At 49.9% G+C, this 16,640-nt stretch carries 18 protein-coding genes; 5 read left to right on the top strand and 13 right to left on the bottom strand.

Translation table 11 applies throughout. The features are described from left to right. Nucleotides 1-17: 17 nt before the first annotated feature. The 3 genes from SporoP33_RS11100 to SporoP33_RS11090 all read right to left on the bottom strand — a co-directional run bounded on the left by SporoP33_RS11100 (nucleotide 18) and on the right by SporoP33_RS11090 (nucleotide 3,357). Nucleotides 18-626 (bottom strand): GNAT family N-acetyltransferase, encoded by a 609-nt coding sequence (locus SporoP33_RS11100; protein WP_081243764.1) that lies wholly within the window; start codon nucleotides 624-626, stop codon nucleotides 18-20. 81 nt (nucleotides 627-707) lie between these two features. Beyond that, nucleotides 708-1,856 carry a saccharopine dehydrogenase family protein gene (locus SporoP33_RS11095; protein WP_081243763.1) on the bottom strand — a complete coding sequence of 383 codons (1,149 nt, stop codon included), beginning with the start codon at nucleotides 1,854-1,856 and terminating at the stop codon, nucleotides 708-710. Nucleotides 1,857-1,881: 25 nt separating this feature from the next. Continuing rightward, nucleotides 1,882-3,357, bottom strand: coding sequence for an aldehyde dehydrogenase family protein (locus SporoP33_RS11090; protein WP_081243762.1), 1,476 nt, complete (start codon nucleotides 3,355-3,357; stop codon nucleotides 1,882-1,884). Between the two features lie 540 nt (nucleotides 3,358-3,897). On the opposite strand from SporoP33_RS11090, the gene SporoP33_RS16040 reads away from it, so the two are divergent. After that, nucleotides 3,898-4,041 carry a hypothetical protein gene (locus SporoP33_RS16040; RefSeq protein ID WP_155961341.1) on the top strand — a complete coding sequence of 48 codons (144 nt, stop codon included), beginning with the start codon at nucleotides 3,898-3,900 and terminating at the stop codon, nucleotides 4,039-4,041. A gap of 1,166 nt (nucleotides 4,042-5,207) precedes the next feature. Here the strand turns inward: SporoP33_RS16040 and SporoP33_RS11085 are convergent. Both SporoP33_RS11085 and SporoP33_RS11080 read right to left on the bottom strand, forming a co-directional pair. Beyond that, nucleotides 5,208-7,061, bottom strand: a complete 1,854-nt coding sequence (locus tag SporoP33_RS11085) for a hypothetical protein (protein WP_155961342.1) — start codon at nucleotides 7,059-7,061, stop codon at nucleotides 5,208-5,210. 80 nt (nucleotides 7,062-7,141) lie between these two features. Beyond that, nucleotides 7,142-8,644 carry a DHA2 family efflux MFS transporter permease subunit gene (locus tag SporoP33_RS11080; RefSeq protein WP_081243760.1) on the bottom strand — a complete coding sequence of 501 codons (1,503 nt, stop codon included), beginning with the start codon at nucleotides 8,642-8,644 and terminating at the stop codon, nucleotides 7,142-7,144. Between the two features lie 175 nt (nucleotides 8,645-8,819). Between SporoP33_RS11080 and SporoP33_RS11075 the strand changes: the two genes are divergently transcribed. Then, entirely contained in the window at nucleotides 8,820-9,707 is an 888-nt protein-coding gene (locus tag SporoP33_RS11075; protein WP_081243759.1) for a TetR/AcrR family transcriptional regulator, read from the top strand. A gap of 154 nt (nucleotides 9,708-9,861) precedes the next feature. Here the strand turns inward: SporoP33_RS11075 and SporoP33_RS11070 are convergent, their stop codons facing one another. After that, complete coding sequence (locus SporoP33_RS11070) at nucleotides 9,862-10,068, bottom strand: hypothetical protein (protein WP_081243758.1); 207 nt, start codon at nucleotides 10,066-10,068, stop codon at nucleotides 9,862-9,864. Nucleotides 10,069-10,087: 19 nt separating this feature from the next. Between SporoP33_RS11070 and SporoP33_RS16035 the strand changes: the two genes are divergently transcribed. Both SporoP33_RS16035 and SporoP33_RS16030 read left to right on the top strand, forming a co-directional pair. Next, nucleotides 10,088-10,231 carry a hypothetical protein gene (locus SporoP33_RS16035; RefSeq protein ID WP_155961341.1) on the top strand — a complete coding sequence of 48 codons (144 nt, stop codon included), beginning with the start codon at nucleotides 10,088-10,090 and terminating at the stop codon, nucleotides 10,229-10,231. Between the two features lie 410 nt (nucleotides 10,232-10,641). Next, nucleotides 10,642-10,806, top strand: coding sequence for a hypothetical protein (locus tag SporoP33_RS16030; RefSeq protein ID WP_155961340.1), 165 nt, complete (start codon nucleotides 10,642-10,644; stop codon nucleotides 10,804-10,806). Nucleotides 10,807-11,021: 215 nt separating this feature from the next. Here the strand turns inward: SporoP33_RS16030 and SporoP33_RS11065 are convergent, their stop codons facing one another. Genes SporoP33_RS11065 through glp form a run of 7 tightly spaced genes read right to left on the bottom strand, consistent with a single transcriptional unit; the run spans nucleotide 11,022 to nucleotide 15,982 of the window. Beyond that, on the bottom strand, nucleotides 11,022-11,987 hold the full coding sequence (locus SporoP33_RS11065; protein ID WP_081243757.1) for a 2-hydroxyacid dehydrogenase: 966 nt from the start codon (nucleotides 11,985-11,987) through the stop codon (nucleotides 11,022-11,024). Between the two features lie 13 nt (nucleotides 11,988-12,000). After that, nucleotides 12,001-13,020, bottom strand: coding sequence for a GTP 3',8-cyclase MoaA (gene moaA / locus SporoP33_RS11060; RefSeq protein ID WP_081243756.1), 1,020 nt, complete (start codon nucleotides 13,018-13,020; stop codon nucleotides 12,001-12,003). Beyond that, nucleotides 13,017-13,589 carry a molybdenum cofactor guanylyltransferase gene (locus SporoP33_RS11055; RefSeq protein WP_081243755.1) on the bottom strand — a complete coding sequence of 191 codons (573 nt, stop codon included), beginning with the start codon at nucleotides 13,587-13,589 and terminating at the stop codon, nucleotides 13,017-13,019. The genes moaA and SporoP33_RS11055 overlap by 4 nt, the downstream gene beginning before the upstream one ends. Continuing rightward, the gene (gene moaD / locus SporoP33_RS11050; RefSeq protein WP_081243754.1) at nucleotides 13,586-13,819 is read right to left on the bottom strand and encodes a molybdopterin converting factor subunit 1; all 234 of its coding nucleotides are present in this window, start codon (nucleotides 13,817-13,819) and stop codon (nucleotides 13,586-13,588) included. The genes SporoP33_RS11055 and moaD overlap by 4 nt, the downstream gene beginning before the upstream one ends. Then, nucleotides 13,816-14,262: a molybdenum cofactor biosynthesis protein MoaE gene (locus SporoP33_RS11045; RefSeq protein ID WP_081243753.1), complete on the bottom strand. Its 447-nt coding sequence runs from the start codon at nucleotides 14,260-14,262 to the stop codon at nucleotides 13,816-13,818. The genes moaD and SporoP33_RS11045 overlap by 4 nt, the downstream gene beginning before the upstream one ends. Then, nucleotides 14,259-14,738, bottom strand: a complete 480-nt coding sequence (gene mobB / locus SporoP33_RS11040) for a molybdopterin-guanine dinucleotide biosynthesis protein B (protein ID WP_081243752.1) — start codon at nucleotides 14,736-14,738, stop codon at nucleotides 14,259-14,261. Before mobB ends, SporoP33_RS11045 begins: the two co-directional genes overlap by 4 nt. After that, nucleotides 14,726-15,982: a molybdopterin molybdotransferase MoeA gene (glp, locus tag SporoP33_RS11035; protein ID WP_081243751.1), complete on the bottom strand. Its 1,257-nt coding sequence runs from the start codon at nucleotides 15,980-15,982 to the stop codon at nucleotides 14,726-14,728. Before glp ends, mobB begins: the two co-directional genes overlap by 13 nt. A gap of 66 nt (nucleotides 15,983-16,048) precedes the next feature. Between glp and moaC the strand changes: the two genes are divergently transcribed. Next, nucleotides 16,049-16,540, top strand: coding sequence for a cyclic pyranopterin monophosphate synthase MoaC (gene moaC, locus SporoP33_RS11030; protein ID WP_081243750.1), 492 nt, complete (start codon nucleotides 16,049-16,051; stop codon nucleotides 16,538-16,540). The last annotated feature ends 100 nt before the right edge of the window (nucleotides 16,541-16,640 follow it).

Here is a 16,640-nt window from a genome sequence, read left to right as displayed (position 1 = left end):
CCTCCTTTACAATGAAACTATTCTTTTACAACACGTGCATTTATCGCAATCTTTCCGATTGGCACGCGATACACACGATTATACAACTGCCGATAGAACTGCCGGAAACTGCGTCCGTTCAATGGCGGCAGCTCTGTACTCGTCATCAACAGTAACGGATGTTTGAAGTTTGTCAGTTTCACCGTTTTGTTGAGCATCAGCCCGTTGCGTTCGTAAAATGCTATGCGCCGCGTACGGACGGACAATTCACTTTCATTCTTCGCAAAGTCCGGATCTTCCACTTCCAATAAAATTCCTTCCGGCGACATAGCGTTCAGACGCTGCAGCAGGATACTGCCCAGTCCGAATGAACGATAATCAGGCGCAATCGCCAAGTACAGCACATGAATGCCGCCGTATTTCGGAATACGCTGGTAAATCGCATAGCCGTATACATTTATTCCATCCGTTAAATACACAGCATGCAATATCTTTTTCTTCAATGCTGACCGCATGATGGGAAAAGGGATGTGGTCCAAAAATTCGAAGTCCACCAAAACAAATTCGAATAATTTATTTACTGTTCTTCGATTCGTTGCCAGATGCTGTAATCCCATTTGTTGTGTGTTGAGAGTTTGTTTGTTCATGTTCGTGCCACTCCTTATAAAATACACGAGGAAATGGTTCGCTGAGAGCTAGATCCACGCTTATCTCTAGTATATACGTGATCAGGCCCGTTGTACGTCAATGACAACTCCGCGTTTCTTCATTTCTTCAATATATCGTTCACCCGGCACGACTTTTTCAGGCGGATACGCACCTCTTTTCGTAATGACACCATTGCCGATCATTTGCGCTACAACCGAAATGGTGTTGGCTGTCGCACGTGCCATTGCCGTTTCATTAATTGACTGGTCTTTTTCAGTAATCATATTGAATGTTACCGTTTGTTCCACGCCATCTTTTTTCCCGCCAACAATGACTCGGAGCAATACGGCATCCGATTGATCACCAAGACGCAATTGCGGCGTCAAGTGGGCGAGCATGACATCGCGCACGCGCAGCGGTTTCCCGTCGACTTGGATGGCCGGTTCCCGCGACAGCAGACCTAAATCCACGAGCACTTGAATTTTTTCTGCGTGACCGGGATAGCGAATCGTCTTATATTCCAGCGTTTCAACGTCAGGGAATGACTCAAGCAGCGTCGATGTGCCGCCTGACGTATGGAAAGCTTCCATCATGCCATAGCCATCGAATTCAAGCGCTTCTACTTCCGATAATGAAGGCAATTCCAGCACCTTTCCTTCCCGGATGACCCGCGAGGAATCCGTGTAATGATCGAATAAACCTTCCAATGAAAAAACAACGTTATAGTTCAGCGGAGGCTTCGGATCAACTGGCACACCGCCGACAAATAGTCTGATCGACTGCGTTTCATCAAGCATCGACGCGCCGTACCCTGATAAAATATTGATCATGCCCGGCGCCACACCGAGATCGGGAATGAGTGTCACACCTTTAGCCGCTGCCTGTTCATGCAGAGACAGAACTTTTTCCGTCGCTCCGCCGATATGGCCGCCCAGATCAACAACGTGCACCCCGCGTTCCACCGCGCAGCGGGCAACCTGTTCATTGAATGTATAGAACAGGGCGTTGACCACGATATCACCAAGTCCGATGACATCGCTCAGCTGCACTTCATTGTTGGCATCCAGCAATAAAATATCGAGCTTTTCATTCATCAGCTGCTCCGCGAAATCTTCTGCCTGCCGGATTGCCCGGTCAGCGAGATACACTTTTTTCACTTCGTCCTGCTTCACTAAGTCGCGAACAACTTCTTTCCCCATTAATCCTGCACCTAATACGACAACTCTCATTTGCTCATCCCTTCTTCCTGTTAGTTCACTCCGTATCGATCTGCGCGCGCTGCAATTTCCCGCTGTAATCGACGTAAATGCTCTTCCATTCCGTAAAGACGTCCAGCGCGGCGACACCCGAGTCACGGTGTCCATTCCCTGTACCCTTCGTTCCGCCAAACGGCAAATGAATTTCTGCACCTGTCGTTCCCGCATTGATATAGACGATTCCTGTATCCAGATCGCGCTGCGCACGGAATACTTTATTGACATCCTGCGAGAAAATGGAACTTGACAGGCCATATGCGACGCTGTTATTCACTTCGATTGCTTCATCCAGACTGCCGACTGTAATCAATGAAACGACAGGTCCAAATATTTCTTCCTGCGCCAGGCGGCTGTCCCATGCAACGTCTGCGAAAAGAGTCGGCTCGAAGTAATGGCCGTCCGCAAATTTACCGTCACGCAAGACATTTCCGCCCGCAGCTAGAATCGCCCCTTCTTCTTTGCCGATTTCAATATACTTTTCTATTTTCTTCAATGCTTTTTCATTGATCACCGGACCGACTTTTACTGTTTCATCCAGTCCGTCGCCCATCGTCAGTTCTTTCATGCTTTCGACGAGACGTTTCTGCAGCTCTTCTTTTACCTTTTCATGTACGATGACACGGCTGCAGGCTGTACAGCGCTGTCCTGCCGTACCGAATGCGCTCCACAAAATCCCTTCAACCGCCAGCTCAAGATCCGCGTCATCCATTACGATGACCGCGTTTTTTCCGCCCATTTCCAGCGATACTTTTTTCAAATGACGCCCGCCCAATTCCGCGACATGACGGCCCGTTTCGGTTGAACCCGTAAAGGAAATAACGCGCACGTCGGGATGTTCGATCAGCGCAGTGCCAACATCACTTCCTGAGCCATAGACGATGTTCGCTACGCCATGCGGCAAGCCCGCTTCTTCAAAAATCAATGACATTTCGTGCGCCATCAGCGGCGTTTCCGTTGCCGGTTTCCAAACGAACGTATTGCCCGCGACGATTGCCGGGAACGATTTCCACGTGGCGATGGCAATCGGGAAATTCCATGGGGTGATGAGCCCGACTACGCCGATTGGGGCACGTACGCTCATCGCAAATTTATCTTGCAGCTCGGACGGAACTGTTTCGCCGAACAGTCTGCGGCCTTCTCCTGCCATATAGAACGCCATGTCAATTCCCTCTTGCACTTCACCGCGCGCCTCTTCTATTACTTTACCCATTTCTTTCGTCAATACTTGCGAGAGGTGTTCTTTTCTGTCTTTCATCAGCCGTCCGATTTCATAGAGATAATCTGCACGTTTCGGTGCCGGAACCAGCGCCCATTTTTTCTGCGCTTTTTTAGCAGCAGCCACCGCCTGCCGCACCTCTTCATCTGAAGACAGCGGAACTTGCGCCAGTTCTTCTCCGTTCGCCGGGTTGAGTACGGCGGTATAGCGAGCCGCTTCCTTCTGCCAGACGCCACCGATATAGTTAGTCAGTTTCATGTGTATTGCCCCTCTCTGTTTGGTATAGTTTTCGTAATTTGTCTCTACTAGATTTCTTCGACAATATACCATCCTATTCCTTTAAAGCTGGAGGTATTACTGGGATTTTATATGGTATGGGCGAGTACATTGAAGACGGTTTCTGGTTTTTGCATCAGAACTGGATTACATAGCCTGACGTCTTTGTGATCAGAGAAGCGAAACGGCTTTGGACTCACTGTTGCGCTAGCGGATGGCTACGCAATGGGCAAGTACTATGCAGTCCGCTTTCTGCTTTTTTGCAGCACGACTGGATTACATGGGCTGACGTCTCTGTGATCAGAGAAGCGAAACGGCTTTGGACTCACTGCGGCGCTGGCGGATGGCTACGCAATGAGCCAGACAGGAAGACCGCCTGGCTGTCTCATCACTTCGCCGACCGCTTGGGAGGCGCCTCCGTTTAGTAAGCGGAAATCACTTTGGCTACTGATTTTTGAAAAGTGACGGGCAAGTGCTGTGCAGATGATTTTCTGCTTTTGCATCGAAAATGGAATACACCAGTTGCCGTCATTGTTATTAGAGAAGCAAAACGGCATTGAACTCACTGCGGCGCTGGCGGATGGCTACGCAATGAGCCAGACAGGAAGTGCGCCTGGCTGTCTCATCACTTCGCCGACCGCTTGTAAGGCGCCTTCGTTTAGTTAGGGGGAAGCAAAACATGACACGTCATTTGCCAAAGCATACGCTAGTCGTCTAGTAGTCACTGCACTTCTTCTCTTTTAAAAGAGTACTCGGTTTGCCTCCACTCAGTAGCGCAGGCACAACTGCGGGGTCGGCCGAAGTCATGAGACAACTGGCACGCTCTTCGCCAGATGGCTCATGACGAAAGGCAATCCCCCACGTGCCGGCGCGGGTCCTAACAGTGGACACCCGCTAACTCCAATCCCCGACAACTAGTCGAGCAACGATCCCAACACTAGAGCCTAAACAGCATAGAACCCACTGCGGCGCTGGCGGATGGCTACGCAATGAGCCAGACAGGAAGTGCGCCTGGCTGTCTCATCGCTACGCCTACCGCTTGTAAGGCGCCTCCGTTCAGTTAGGGGGAGCAATTAAGACACATCATTTGCCAAAGCATACGCCAGTCGGCAACCAGTCACTGCACTTCTTCTCTTTTAAAAGAGTACGCGAATAGCATCCACTCAGCAGCGCAGGCACAACTGCGGGGTCGGCCGAAGTCATGAGACAACTGGCACGCTCTTCGCCAGATGGCTCATGACGAAAGGCAATCCCCCACGTGCCGGCGCGGGTCCTAACAGGTGACATTTGCTAACTTCAATCCCAGACAACTAGTCGAGCAACGATCCCAAAACAAAGACAGAACGGCATTGGACCCACTGCGGCGCTGGCGGATGGCTTCCGCAATGAGCCAGACAGGAAGTGCGCCTGGCTGTCTCATCGCTACGCCTACCGCTTGTAAGGCGCCTCCGTTCAGTTAGGGGGAGCAATTAAGACACATCATTTGCCAAAGCATACGCCAGTCGGCAACCAGTCACTGCACTTCTTCTCTTTTAAAAGAGTACGCGAATAGCATCCACTCAGCAGCGCAGGCACAACTGCGGGGTCGGCCGAAGTCATGAGACAACTGGCGCGCACTACCGCCAGCTGGCTCATGACGTAAGGCAATCCCCCACGTGCCGGCGCGGGTCCAAAGAGCGGACACTCGCTAACTTCAAACCCCGAAAAAAATTCGAGCAACGGCCCCAAAATAGAGACAGAACAGCATTGAACACACCAACTGCAGCGACCCAACAACAAAAAATCCGCCACAGCAAGTCAGCAACACTGACTCGCCGTGACGGCTGGATTCATTATAGTAAATACCAAATATAATGCGCTTCTTCATGCGTACCCGGCACCAGATCCACACTTCTCGGATAGCTGAACTTCTTTGCCGACGTATGTATCAACGCACCAACATGCGGATTCAACTGCTCCGCCTTCTCGAACAACTCCATAACGCGGGCTGTGTTTTCACCTTTGTTTTTCTCCATCTCAAGCGTCCACGCCAAATACCAGTACGCCGCGTCACCTTCAGAAATCTCAGCGCACGCCTGCATCACTTGCTCAGCTTGTCCAATCTCTCCCTGACGGATCAGTGAGGAAATGGCCAGGTAGCGTGCGTTCTGATGATCGTAAAGATCCGTCGTCAGCAGACGCAAGAACATTTCGCTTGACTCCGCAAAGCGGCCCTGTTCATACATCCAGATGCCGTACTGCAATAAACCGCGCAAATACGGACGGTTTGGCGCAAGATTCCACGCGCTCTCCGCACGGTTGTCAAACTGTTTTTCACCCGAGAAAACAGCCTGCTTGAAGAATTTCTCCTGCTCATCTTTGGAATCGGTGAACTCGGTCTGCAGCAATAATGCATCGACATTCGTCGGGTCCGCGCCATAGGCACCCTCTGCAAAGTCGCGGCGCTGTTCATCCGTTTCTGCATTATACGCCATATAACAAAGCATCTGCGCTTCCTGCTGCTGATTCTCCGGCTCGAACGGCTTTTGAATCTCTTCCTGAATAAACGCCTGGGCTTCTTCAAACGTTTCAAATTCATTTTTCGCAGACAACAGATGCACTTGCCAATTCATTTGCTCAGTTGCAAGCGGATCCGTTCCTATATGATACGGGGCACGCGGACTGTTTTTTTCCATCATCTGTTCCAATTCCTGAATTTTATCAGCGAGTATATCTGTGTGCTTTCTGAATGAAGACACCGAAACATCGAACATTTTCGCAACTTCTGCCTGTGTATATGTTGTTGGCATCATCGTCGTATCTACAGCCAGTTGGAATGCAGCTGCAGCCAGCACTTCCGGCTTACGGAACTTCGGATTTTGATCGGTAAAGTAGTAAGCAAGTAATGAAAGCAGCATTTCATAGGCACCTGGATACAATTCCTCTTCTTCCAGCTTGGCATCGAGTATTTCCACTACTTCCCGCTGCAGCGGTGTAAAGTTCTGCTCGACGACATCGGATAACGTCTGCACGTCCAGTTTACAGACCACCTCATAAATATCCACGAGATGCTTCTTAAAGAATTCGAAGCTGTTGCTCTCCTCGCTTTTTTCCGCAATAGCCTGTACGCGTGAGATCATTTCATCGCTCATATGCTGATTTACTGCGATCGCTGAAATCGGCATGACCCAGCGCTCGTCATTGCGGTACTCCTCCAAAACAATCGCCAGCACTGCACGCACATCTTCCGGCTCTCCCGGTTCTCTGGCCAGCAGATACTCGCCTTCGCCAAGAATTTCCTTCATATAATAAACTTCTTTACTTGCTTCTGTAACTTCCGCAAACGTAATGAATGCGTTCTGCCAGCTCTTCAAAATGGCGCGCACTGCTTTATTTTGCGTACGGTTCAGTGCTTTGACCAAGTGGCGTCTCCAAAGATCTTTCCGGACGATGAAGAAATAATAATCGCTGACATTCGTCACAAGCTCCTCTTCTTCCATCCACTCACCAAGACGTCCGCCCCACTCTTTCAGCAATCCTTCAAGCACTTGAATTTCTGAAGGCGACAATTTTGTTTCATAATAGCTGTTCAGTACACGCTTCAGTTCTTCCCGAATTTGATTCGTGCCCGGCTCATTCGTTTTGCCGCAGCAGTTCTCCACGATCTCATCGCTTCCACACGGGCAATTTGCTTTATTCCCTATCACATCGAACACAACCTTTTCTTTTTACTATACCATACAAAAAAGAAGCCCCGCATGCATCACAGCATACGGACCCTCTTATTCTACTTTTCAGACTCTTCCAGAGCTTCATCAGTCTGTATATTACTAGGCGGCATGACCCGTCGGATGAACAGCGACAATATCAATGCGCCAAGCGTAACGATTGTTGAAATGAAGAATGCGTGATTGACTCCATCCAGCATCGCGATGCGTTCAATTTCTTCAGCCTTCGCAGAAATATCCACACCCGAAGCCGCCAATTCACTTGCCTGAGCAGCAGCCGACTTATCCAGCCGGCCAGTCATAAGTGTCAGTAACAATGCTGATCCGATGGCACCGGACACTTGCTGCAATGTATTATTCATTGCCGTACCGTGCGGATTGGAGTGCATCGGCAAGGAATTCATTCCATTCGTCATAACAGGCATCATGACCATAGACAGTCCGAACATCCGGAACGTATACAGTCCCATCAAATAATAGTACCCTGTATCCAGCTGCAGGCGGCTGAATAAATAGGTTGCGATGACGGAAATGGCAAGTCCTGTGTAGACGAGCATACGCGGCCCATATTTATCAAACAGCCTGCCTGTAATCGGCGACATAATTCCCATCAGCACTGCTCCTGGCAGCATCAGCAGCCCTGCATCGAGCGGAGAAATCCCGCGGACGTTCTGCACATACAGCGGCGTCAAAATCATACCGGAGAACATCGCTACAGCCAACACCATCGAGATGACAGAAGCCAGCGCAAACATCGGATATTTGTAAATCCGGAAGTCGAGCATCGGTTCTTTCATGCTCAATTGTCTAAGAATGAACAGTACGAGTGCCACTGTACCCAGCGCAATCATGCCGTATACCAGCGGAGATCCCCAGCCCTTTTCCCCAGCAGAACTAAAGCCATACAGCAAACTGCCGAAACCAATACTGGACAGAATAAGCGACAGAACATTTACACGGACATCACGATTCGGCGTAATGTTCTTCAATTTAAAAATAGCCAGCAACAAAGTCAGCACGGAAATGGGCAAGACGATTTCAAACAATGTCCGCCACGAATAGTTCTCTACGATATAACCTGATAGTGTCGGCCCGATTGCCGGCGCAGTGAACATTACCAGACCGAACATCCCGAGCGCCGCTCCCCGTTTCTCAACCGGGAACGCCGTCAGCATGACATTCATTAATAATGGCATCATCAGTGCTGAACCCGATGCCTGAATCATCCGTGCAACAACCAGCAATGAAAATGTAGGTGCGACAATCGCAAGGAACGTCCCTAACGAGAAGAGCACCATTGCTGTGATAAAGATTTTTCTGTTCGTAAACTTCTGAATGAAAAATGCACTCGCCGGAATCATAATCCCGTTGACAAGCATATAGCCTGTCGTCAGCCATTGAACAGCTGACGGAGTAATGGAAAACTCCTTCATAATGACGGGCAAGGCAATATTCAGCAATGTATTATTCAAGATCGCAACAAATGCACCAATAAACAAAATCGCTATAATCCCATAAGGCGGTTTTTCATGCATTTTCTTAATTTCTATTGATTCTGCCATTTCATCCTCCTACAACACGTATAAAATATGTCAGATACATATTTTATACCGGCAGTTCACTTATTTCAAGAAATAAATTCGCCAAAGACAAAAAGGTTGATACACGGGTGTTTAAAGAATAGTATACTATTTGTACAAGGTGTATAAAATAAATTTAATGTACAGGTGATAAACAATGAATGACCGAAAAAAACATGTCTTACATATCGCAAAACTGCTGTTCATAGAAAACGGCTTTCACACTACTTCGATTCAAGACATTTTGAATGCAGCCCAGATTTCAAAGGGAACTTTTTATAATTACTTCTCTTCTAAGAACGAATGCCTGATGGCTATTTTGCGCGACGCTCATTACGCAAGCTATTTACGGCGAAACGAACTTGCGATCGGCAAAGACTTGGCAGATCCCGTTCTGCTCACTAAACAAATTGAAATCCGTTTGACTATGAACCGCGAACAGAATCTGCTATCACTTTTTGAAACGGTTATCCATTCACCCGACGATGAACTCCGGCTGTTCGTCAAGCAGATGTATTTCCGCGAACTCGTATGGCTTGCCAAACGGCTTACTGACGTTTACGGAGAAGAAGTGAAGCCCTACTCCTATGATTGCGCATCATTGGTTTTCGGCTTCATTCAGCATTCGCTGAACACTTTGAAAACCTCCTCGACAGAAGAAATCGATACGATAAGGATCGTGGAATTTGTTATGCAGCGGATGGAAGTTATCGTGCCGGACATCGTCAAGAAGGATGCGCATTTACTTTCTGAGGATCTGATTGAAGAAATGCTGACGGGCGCAGAGTTTTATCCGATGACGCCTGAGATGCTGACCGACAGCTTGAAGACATTTATCGGCGAGCTGCCGGACGGTGACGATGCAGGCAAATTGTACAGTCAGTTTCTGCTCGATGAACTGTCCGCAAAGCAGCCCCGAATCTACCTGCTGGAGTCCGTCGTGCGCTCCTTCCGTCAAGCTTTCGAAGGCAGCCCGAGCCAACTGCAGGCCATCGAACTGTCAGCAGCGGTCTGGCTGTATATTAACAAGTCGCGGCGAACATAAAAAAGACTGCCAAAGTCAGCGTTTAATGACTTTGGCAGTCTTTTTTTATTGGGTTTGTGAACGGCTTTGGATCCGGTGTGTTGCTTGCAATGACTGCGCAGATGTTTATTTGTTTTTGTGCATCTTAACAGGATGACACTAGTTGCCATCATTGTTAGGAAGTAAGGAGAACGGCATTGAACTCACTGCGGCGCTGGCGGATGGCTTCCGCAATGAGCCAGACAGGAAGTGCGCCTGGCTGTCTCATCACTTCGCCGACCGCTTGGGAGGCGCCTCCGTTTAGTAAGCGGAAATCACTTTGGCTACTGATTTTTGAAAAGTGACGGGCAAGTGCTGTGCAGATGATTTTCTGCTTTTGCATCGAAAATGGAATACACCAGTTGCCGTCATTGTTATTAGAGAAGCAAAACGGCATTGAACTCACTGCGGCGCTGGCGGATGGCTACGCAATGAGCCAGACAGGAAGTGCGCCTGGCTGTCTCATCACTTCGCCGACCGCTTGTAAGGCGCCTTCGTTTAGTTAGGGGGAAGCAAAACATGACACGTCATTTGCCAAAGCATACGCTAGTCGTCTAGTAGTCACTGCACTTCTTCTCTTTTGAAAGAGTACTCGGTTTGCCTCCACTCAGTAGCGCAGGCACAACTGCGGGGTCGGCCGAAGTCATGAGACAACTGGCACGCTCTTCGCCAGCTGGCTCATGACGAAAGGCAATCCCCCACGTGCCGGCGCGGGTCCTAACAGTGGACACCCGCTAACTCCAATCCCCGACAACTAGTCGAGCAACGATCCCAACACTAGAGCCTAAACAGCATAGAACCCACTGCGGCGCTGGCGGATGGCTACGCAATGAGCCAGACAGGAAATACGCCTGGCTGTCTCATCACTTCGCCGACCGCTTGTAAGGCGCCTCCGTTCAGTTAGGGGAAGCAAAATATGACACGTCTTTTGCCAAAGCACACGCCAGTCGGCAACGAGTCACTGAACTTCTTCTCTTTTAAACAACAACCTGGATTGCTCCCACTCAGCAGCGCAGGCACAACTGCGGGGTCGGCCGAAGTCATGAGACAACTGGCGCGCTCTTCGCCAGCTGGCTCATGACGAAAGGCAATCCCCCACGTGCCGGCGCGGGTCCTAACAGCGGACACTCACTAACTTCAATGCCCGACATCCATTCGAGCAACGATCCCAACACTAAAGCCTAAACAGCATAGAACTCACTGCAGCGCTGACGGATGGCTACGCAATGAGCCAGACAGGAAGAACGGACACTCGCTAACTTCAGCGCCCGACAAAAAGTCGTGCAGCGGCCTACCCTACCCCTGCACCTGATGATTCGGCTCCTCACCACGCGCAAACGCCTGCAGCGCTTCCACATTACGCTTCATCATCGCCTTCCGTGTCTTTACAGTCGCACTCCCGATATGCGGCAGCACGGTGAGGTTCGGCAGCGTCAGCAGCGGATGGTCAAGCGGAACAGGCTCCGTTTCAAAAACGTCCAGCCCTGCCGCATGAATCTTCTTTGTGCGCAGCGCATCGAACAATGCGTCTTCATCCACAATCCCGCCGCGCGCCACATTGATCAGAATTCCCGACTCTTTCATCTGCGCCAGTTCCTTCTCACCAATCATGCCCTTCGTCTCTTCATTGAACGGCACAAGAATAAGTACGAAATCCGATGACGCGAGCAGATCGGAAAGCTCTGCATAGCGGCAGCCGTACATGTCTTCCATTTCAGACTTCCGGCTGCGGTTATGATAAAGCACGTCCATGTCAAATCCTTTCGCGCGTCTCATCACTGCTTCGCCGATCCGCCCCATGCCGACAATGCCAAGAGTGGCGCCGTAAACATCGGTGCCCGTAAATCCAAGCGGTTCCCATGACGTCCAGCGTCCTTCACGCAGTGTGTTTTCTGCACCGATCAGATCACGCGCTGTTGCCATCAATAAAGCAAATGCGAGATCTGCTGTCGTTTCAGTAAGTACATCTGGCGTATTTGTCACGATTATGCCCCGTGCGTTCGCTGCTTTGACGTCGATATTATTATAGCCGACCGCCATATTGACAATTAGCTTTAATTCCGCGGCGGCGTCCAGTATTTCTTCATCAATTTGATCAGAAATGACCGTCCACAGTGCGTCTGCTGATGCCGCTTCTTTCATCAATACATCGCGCGGCACCGCTTCACTTGCAGACTCCCACATGCGCACTTCGTACTGATCACGAAGAGGCGCCACGACATCCTCCGGCATTTGCCGGCAAATATATACTGTTGGTTTCACAGACAACACTCCTTTAGCCGCCGATATAATTCATATCAATTTTCTTACGGTTTTTCACCGTCTGCTCTGTGCGTTCATCGGAATAGCGGTCTTTTCTGCCTCTCCAGACGTTCGCAATTGCATCGAATAACTCTTCATTCGTTTTTCCCGAGCGAATTAATTCCCGGACGTCAAAACCTTCGGAAGCGAAAAGGCAAGTGTATAACTTCCCTTCAGACGACAGCCGTGAGCGGGTGCACGTTGAGCAGAAAGATTCGGAAACTGAGGTAATGAAACCAACCTCTGAATTTGTTCCTTTGTAGCGATAGCGCTTTGCCACTTCGCCGTAGTAGTCTTCTTCTGCAGGCTCCATATCATATTTCGCAGCCAGCATGCCGTAGATTTCTTTCTTCGTGACCACTTTTTCAAAGCTCCAGCCATTGTCATTTCCGACATCCATGAATTCGATGTAGCGCAGCGTAATACCGCGCTCCTTGAAATAGTCGGCCATTGGAAGGATTTCACTTTCATTGACTCCTTTTTGCACGACCATATTTACTTTGATCGTAAAGCCGATGTCTTGTGCTTTTTGAATGTTTTTGAGAACGAGTTCAGGTGAAATGCCACGGCCGTTGATCTGGCCAAACAGTTCTGCGTCCAATGCGTCCAGACTGATGTTCAGACGGCGCAGCCCTGCGTCGTAGAGCGGCTGTGCGTATTGTCCGAGCAGCACTGCATTTGTTGTTAGACCGATGTCTTCAATTCCTTCGATGTCGTGAAGCTTCTGGATCAGCTCAGGCAAATTACGGCGCATCAGCGGCTCTCCGCCTGTCAAACGCAGTTTTTTCACACCTAAATCGGCGAAAATCTTTGCCAAGCGTTCTATTTCCTCAAATGACAGCAGTTCATTTTTTGCTAAAAACGTAAAATCATCACCAAATATTTCTTTTGGCATGCAGTATGTGCAGCGGAAATTACAGCGGTCAGTCACAGAAATACGCAAATCCCGAATCGGGCGTCCAAGCTGATCTACAATGGCATTCATCTTCTTCATCCCCTTTCCAATTCACATGGCGTATTGACATTTTTAAACGTAATGCCGGGTGTATCTGTCAGCAAATTCCCTTCAATCCATTGCCCTTCATGCTGTGACTGCACGTGCATGACACGGCGGTTGCCGTCCAGCAGCGCCTGCCGTATTGTCGGTTTCACGTAGCACTCCCAGACCGAAACGAGCGGATGACGTTTTCCTTCTACAGTTACAGCCGATACATCTCCTTTATGCAGATCGAGCAATTTCCCGATGACTCCTGCCTCGATGAACGGCATATCGCACGGCAATACGACGTAACGCTGTGCAGGCACTGTTTCCATGGCAGATAATATCCCCGCAAGAGGCCCCATGCCGGAAAACGCTTCCAGATCCGTCGTCACATGGTCGGCTTCAGGAAATAATTCCGCGAATTCAGGACGCGCCACGACGATCGTTTCATCGCAAAAAGCATGCAATGCATCGAGTGAATAGCGGTAGTATGATTTTCCTTCATGCACCGCAAACGCTTTAGGCGAGCCGAAGCGCCGAGACTGTCCGCCTGCCAGTAAAATCCCGGCCGTCTCTTTCATCCGCCGCTCACTGGCGGAATGAACGCGCAGACATCTCCTGCCTGAATGATGTCTTCTTTGCGTGCGTATTCTTCATTCACCGCCACATGGATCGTTTCTTTGCCAAAACCAGGGTACGTCTCTTCCGCCCAGTCCAGTAACTCTTCCACTGTCAAAGGAGCCTGATCCAACAATTCTTCTCCCTTACCCGTCAACTCCCGAAGCCTTGCAAAGTAATGAACTGTAATCATTGCGACCCGCTTCCTTTCTCTGGATATTTTTTCTGTGCACCGATCCATTCTTCGCCGTCTTCCCAGATTTCCTTCTTCCAGATCGGCACGACTTCTTTGATGCGTTCGATTGCGTATTCATTCGCTTCATACGCTTCTTTGCGGTGCGGCGATGATACTGCGATGACAACGGCAATGTCCGATATCTTCAGTTCGCCAATCCGATGCGCCATGGCCACCTGGACCCCCGGCCATTTCGCTTCCATTTCCGCGCCGATTTCAGCAAGTTTCTTCTCCGCCATCGGCACATAGGCTTCGTACGCAAGATAGAGCGTCCGAACGCCGTGCGTCCACTCGCGAACATGTCCTGTGAATACCGTCACAGCACCCGCTGCCGGATGCAGCACGAGGTCACTGTACTTCTGCACATTGATCGGCGTGTCTGTAATTTCGAATCGTTTCATTGTCTCGCCTCCACCCATTCTTGCAGCCAGTTATCAAGCAGCGTGATATCCGAAAAAAGATCCGCACTGTCCGCCGTTTGGATAATTCCAGGCAGTGACTCCAGCTCCTTGCGTTCTTCTTCATTACGGATCAGCACGACTTTCTCCCCGGCTTCCTGTTTATAACCTTCTATTAATAAAACATCCGGCTTGCCTGACGAAGCCAGTGTCTTTAGCTGTTCAAATGAACGTTCTTTATTTTGAATCAATTGTATCATATCCCCGCCTGCCACAAGGGTCGAGACAGCTCCTGACTGAAGAAACTGCACCGTGTCAGTGTGCGCCGGGGGCAATTCCGGTTCTCCGCCATGCCCGTGATGCTTCAGTACGGCAACATCCAATCCGCGGCGTTTCAGAACGTTGATCCAATGTGACACGAGCGTAGTCTTTCCACTGTTCTTAAAGCCGACAATATGCAGCGTCTTCACAGTTCCCATCGCCCAACACCTTGTTCAGCCCCAAGCAATAAAACATCGACCGGCATTCCCTTTTCAAAGCCGCGTGTGCCGCCCGGCAGAACGATGATGCAGTTACCACGCGCAATCGAAGATACCGCACTCGATTTATTAAAACCGGCAGGCGTCGCAACGATTCCTTGCTCTGTCAGCGCCCAGCTTGCTCGAACGAATCGTGTAAATGGATTTGCTTTCTTGAAATCTTCGCCAAGCACGGCCTGAATCTTCGGCATATAAGGAGCGGTGCAGCCCATCATCGCAAGAATGGCAGGACGCGCGAACAACTCGAACCCTGTAAAGCACGCAGACGGATTACCCGACAGACCAAATAATAATTTGTCCCCAAGAACCGCAACCGTCGTCACACTGCCCGGACGCATCGCCACTTTATTGAATACCACTTCCGCACCGAGACGTTCATAGATCACCGGCAGATAGTCGTAATCACCGACCGACACACCGCCTGTTGTAATGAGCAGATCGGTCTCCTGAAGCGCTTTCTTTACCATGTCAGTGCATGCGTCCAAATCATCTTCCATCATGCCGTATGATCGATACCCGATGCCCATCCGCGTCAGCTGTGCACGAATCATCGGCCCATTAGAGTTCCGGATTTTGCCCGGCTCCAGTTCATCTGAGACATCCAGCAATTCCGTGCCTGTTGACAGCACACCGGCAACAGGGCGTTTAGCAACACGCACTTCTGCATAACCGAACGTCGCAAGCAAAGCAATCGTCCCCGGATGAATAACTGTTCCTGCTTCAATCAGCGTTTCACCTTGTTTCGCATCTTCACCCCGGCGCGATATATTCTCGCCTGCTTCAAACGGTTTGCGCAATGTAAATCCATCATCGTTTTCTATGGTTTGTTCAAGCATAACGACCGCATCTGCCTGTTCAGGAATCAGTGCGCCCGTCATAATCCGGAATGACTCTCCCTTTTCAATGGGACGATCCGCCACATGCCCGGCCCCGATTTCTCCAATCACCCGGAATGCCTTCCGTTCGTCACCCGAGGCACCCGCAGAATCCGCTGCTTGGATCGCAAAACCATCATACGGCGAGCGGTCAAAAGGCGGCACATCATGCTTCGCCACGATCGGCTCCGCCAGCACCCGCCCATAGGTATCTTCTAACGGCAGGATTTCTGTCTCCAGCCTATGTACATTTTTCATAACACGTTCTACGGCTTCTGCCACTTGAATCGGTTTACGAATTTCTACCACGTATATCTCCTACTTTCTTTTTCTATACGAACGAGTACAATGAAATGAAACGAAAGGATGATCAACATGTCCAAATTTACACACTTTAACGAACAGGGCCGCGCCAAAATGGTTGACGTGTCCGAAAAAGAAACAACTCTCCGCACCGCAATTGCGACGTCGTCGATTATCGTCAATCAATCGATTCACGAACAAATCACCCAAGGCACGAATAAAAAAGGAGACGTCTTTGCAGTTGCGCAAGTCGCCGCCATTATGGCCGCAAAAAACACGTCCACTATCATTCCGATGTGCCATCCATTGCCGCTCACAGGCGTCGACGTTCGATTTGACTGGAAAATTGACGAGGAATCTTCGCATTACGAAGTGCACATCCAAGCCGAAGTCAAAACAAAAGGTGTCACCGGTGTCGAAATGGAAGCACTGACCGCCGCCTCTGCAGCCGCACTGACAATCTATGATATGTGCAAAGCAGCCGGCAAAGATATGGTCATCGGACCGACCATGCTGCAGCATAAGTCAGGCGGTAAAAACGGAGATTATCAGCGCACGGACTGAATGCCGCGCGCTTGTAGTTGTGAGCCGGGGTGTTGCGCGATGTCGTTGGAGAATCGCACTATTTTGCCTGTGGACCGCACAATATCTCAGAAGAATCGCG

The sequence above is a fragment of the Sporosarcina sp. P33 genome (assembly GCF_002077155.1).
Taxonomy (GTDB): domain Bacteria; phylum Bacillota; class Bacilli; order Bacillales_A; family Planococcaceae; genus Sporosarcina.
The sequence above is the reverse complement of the archived record's forward strand: the minus strand, read 5'-3'. Positions and strand labels throughout refer to the sequence as shown.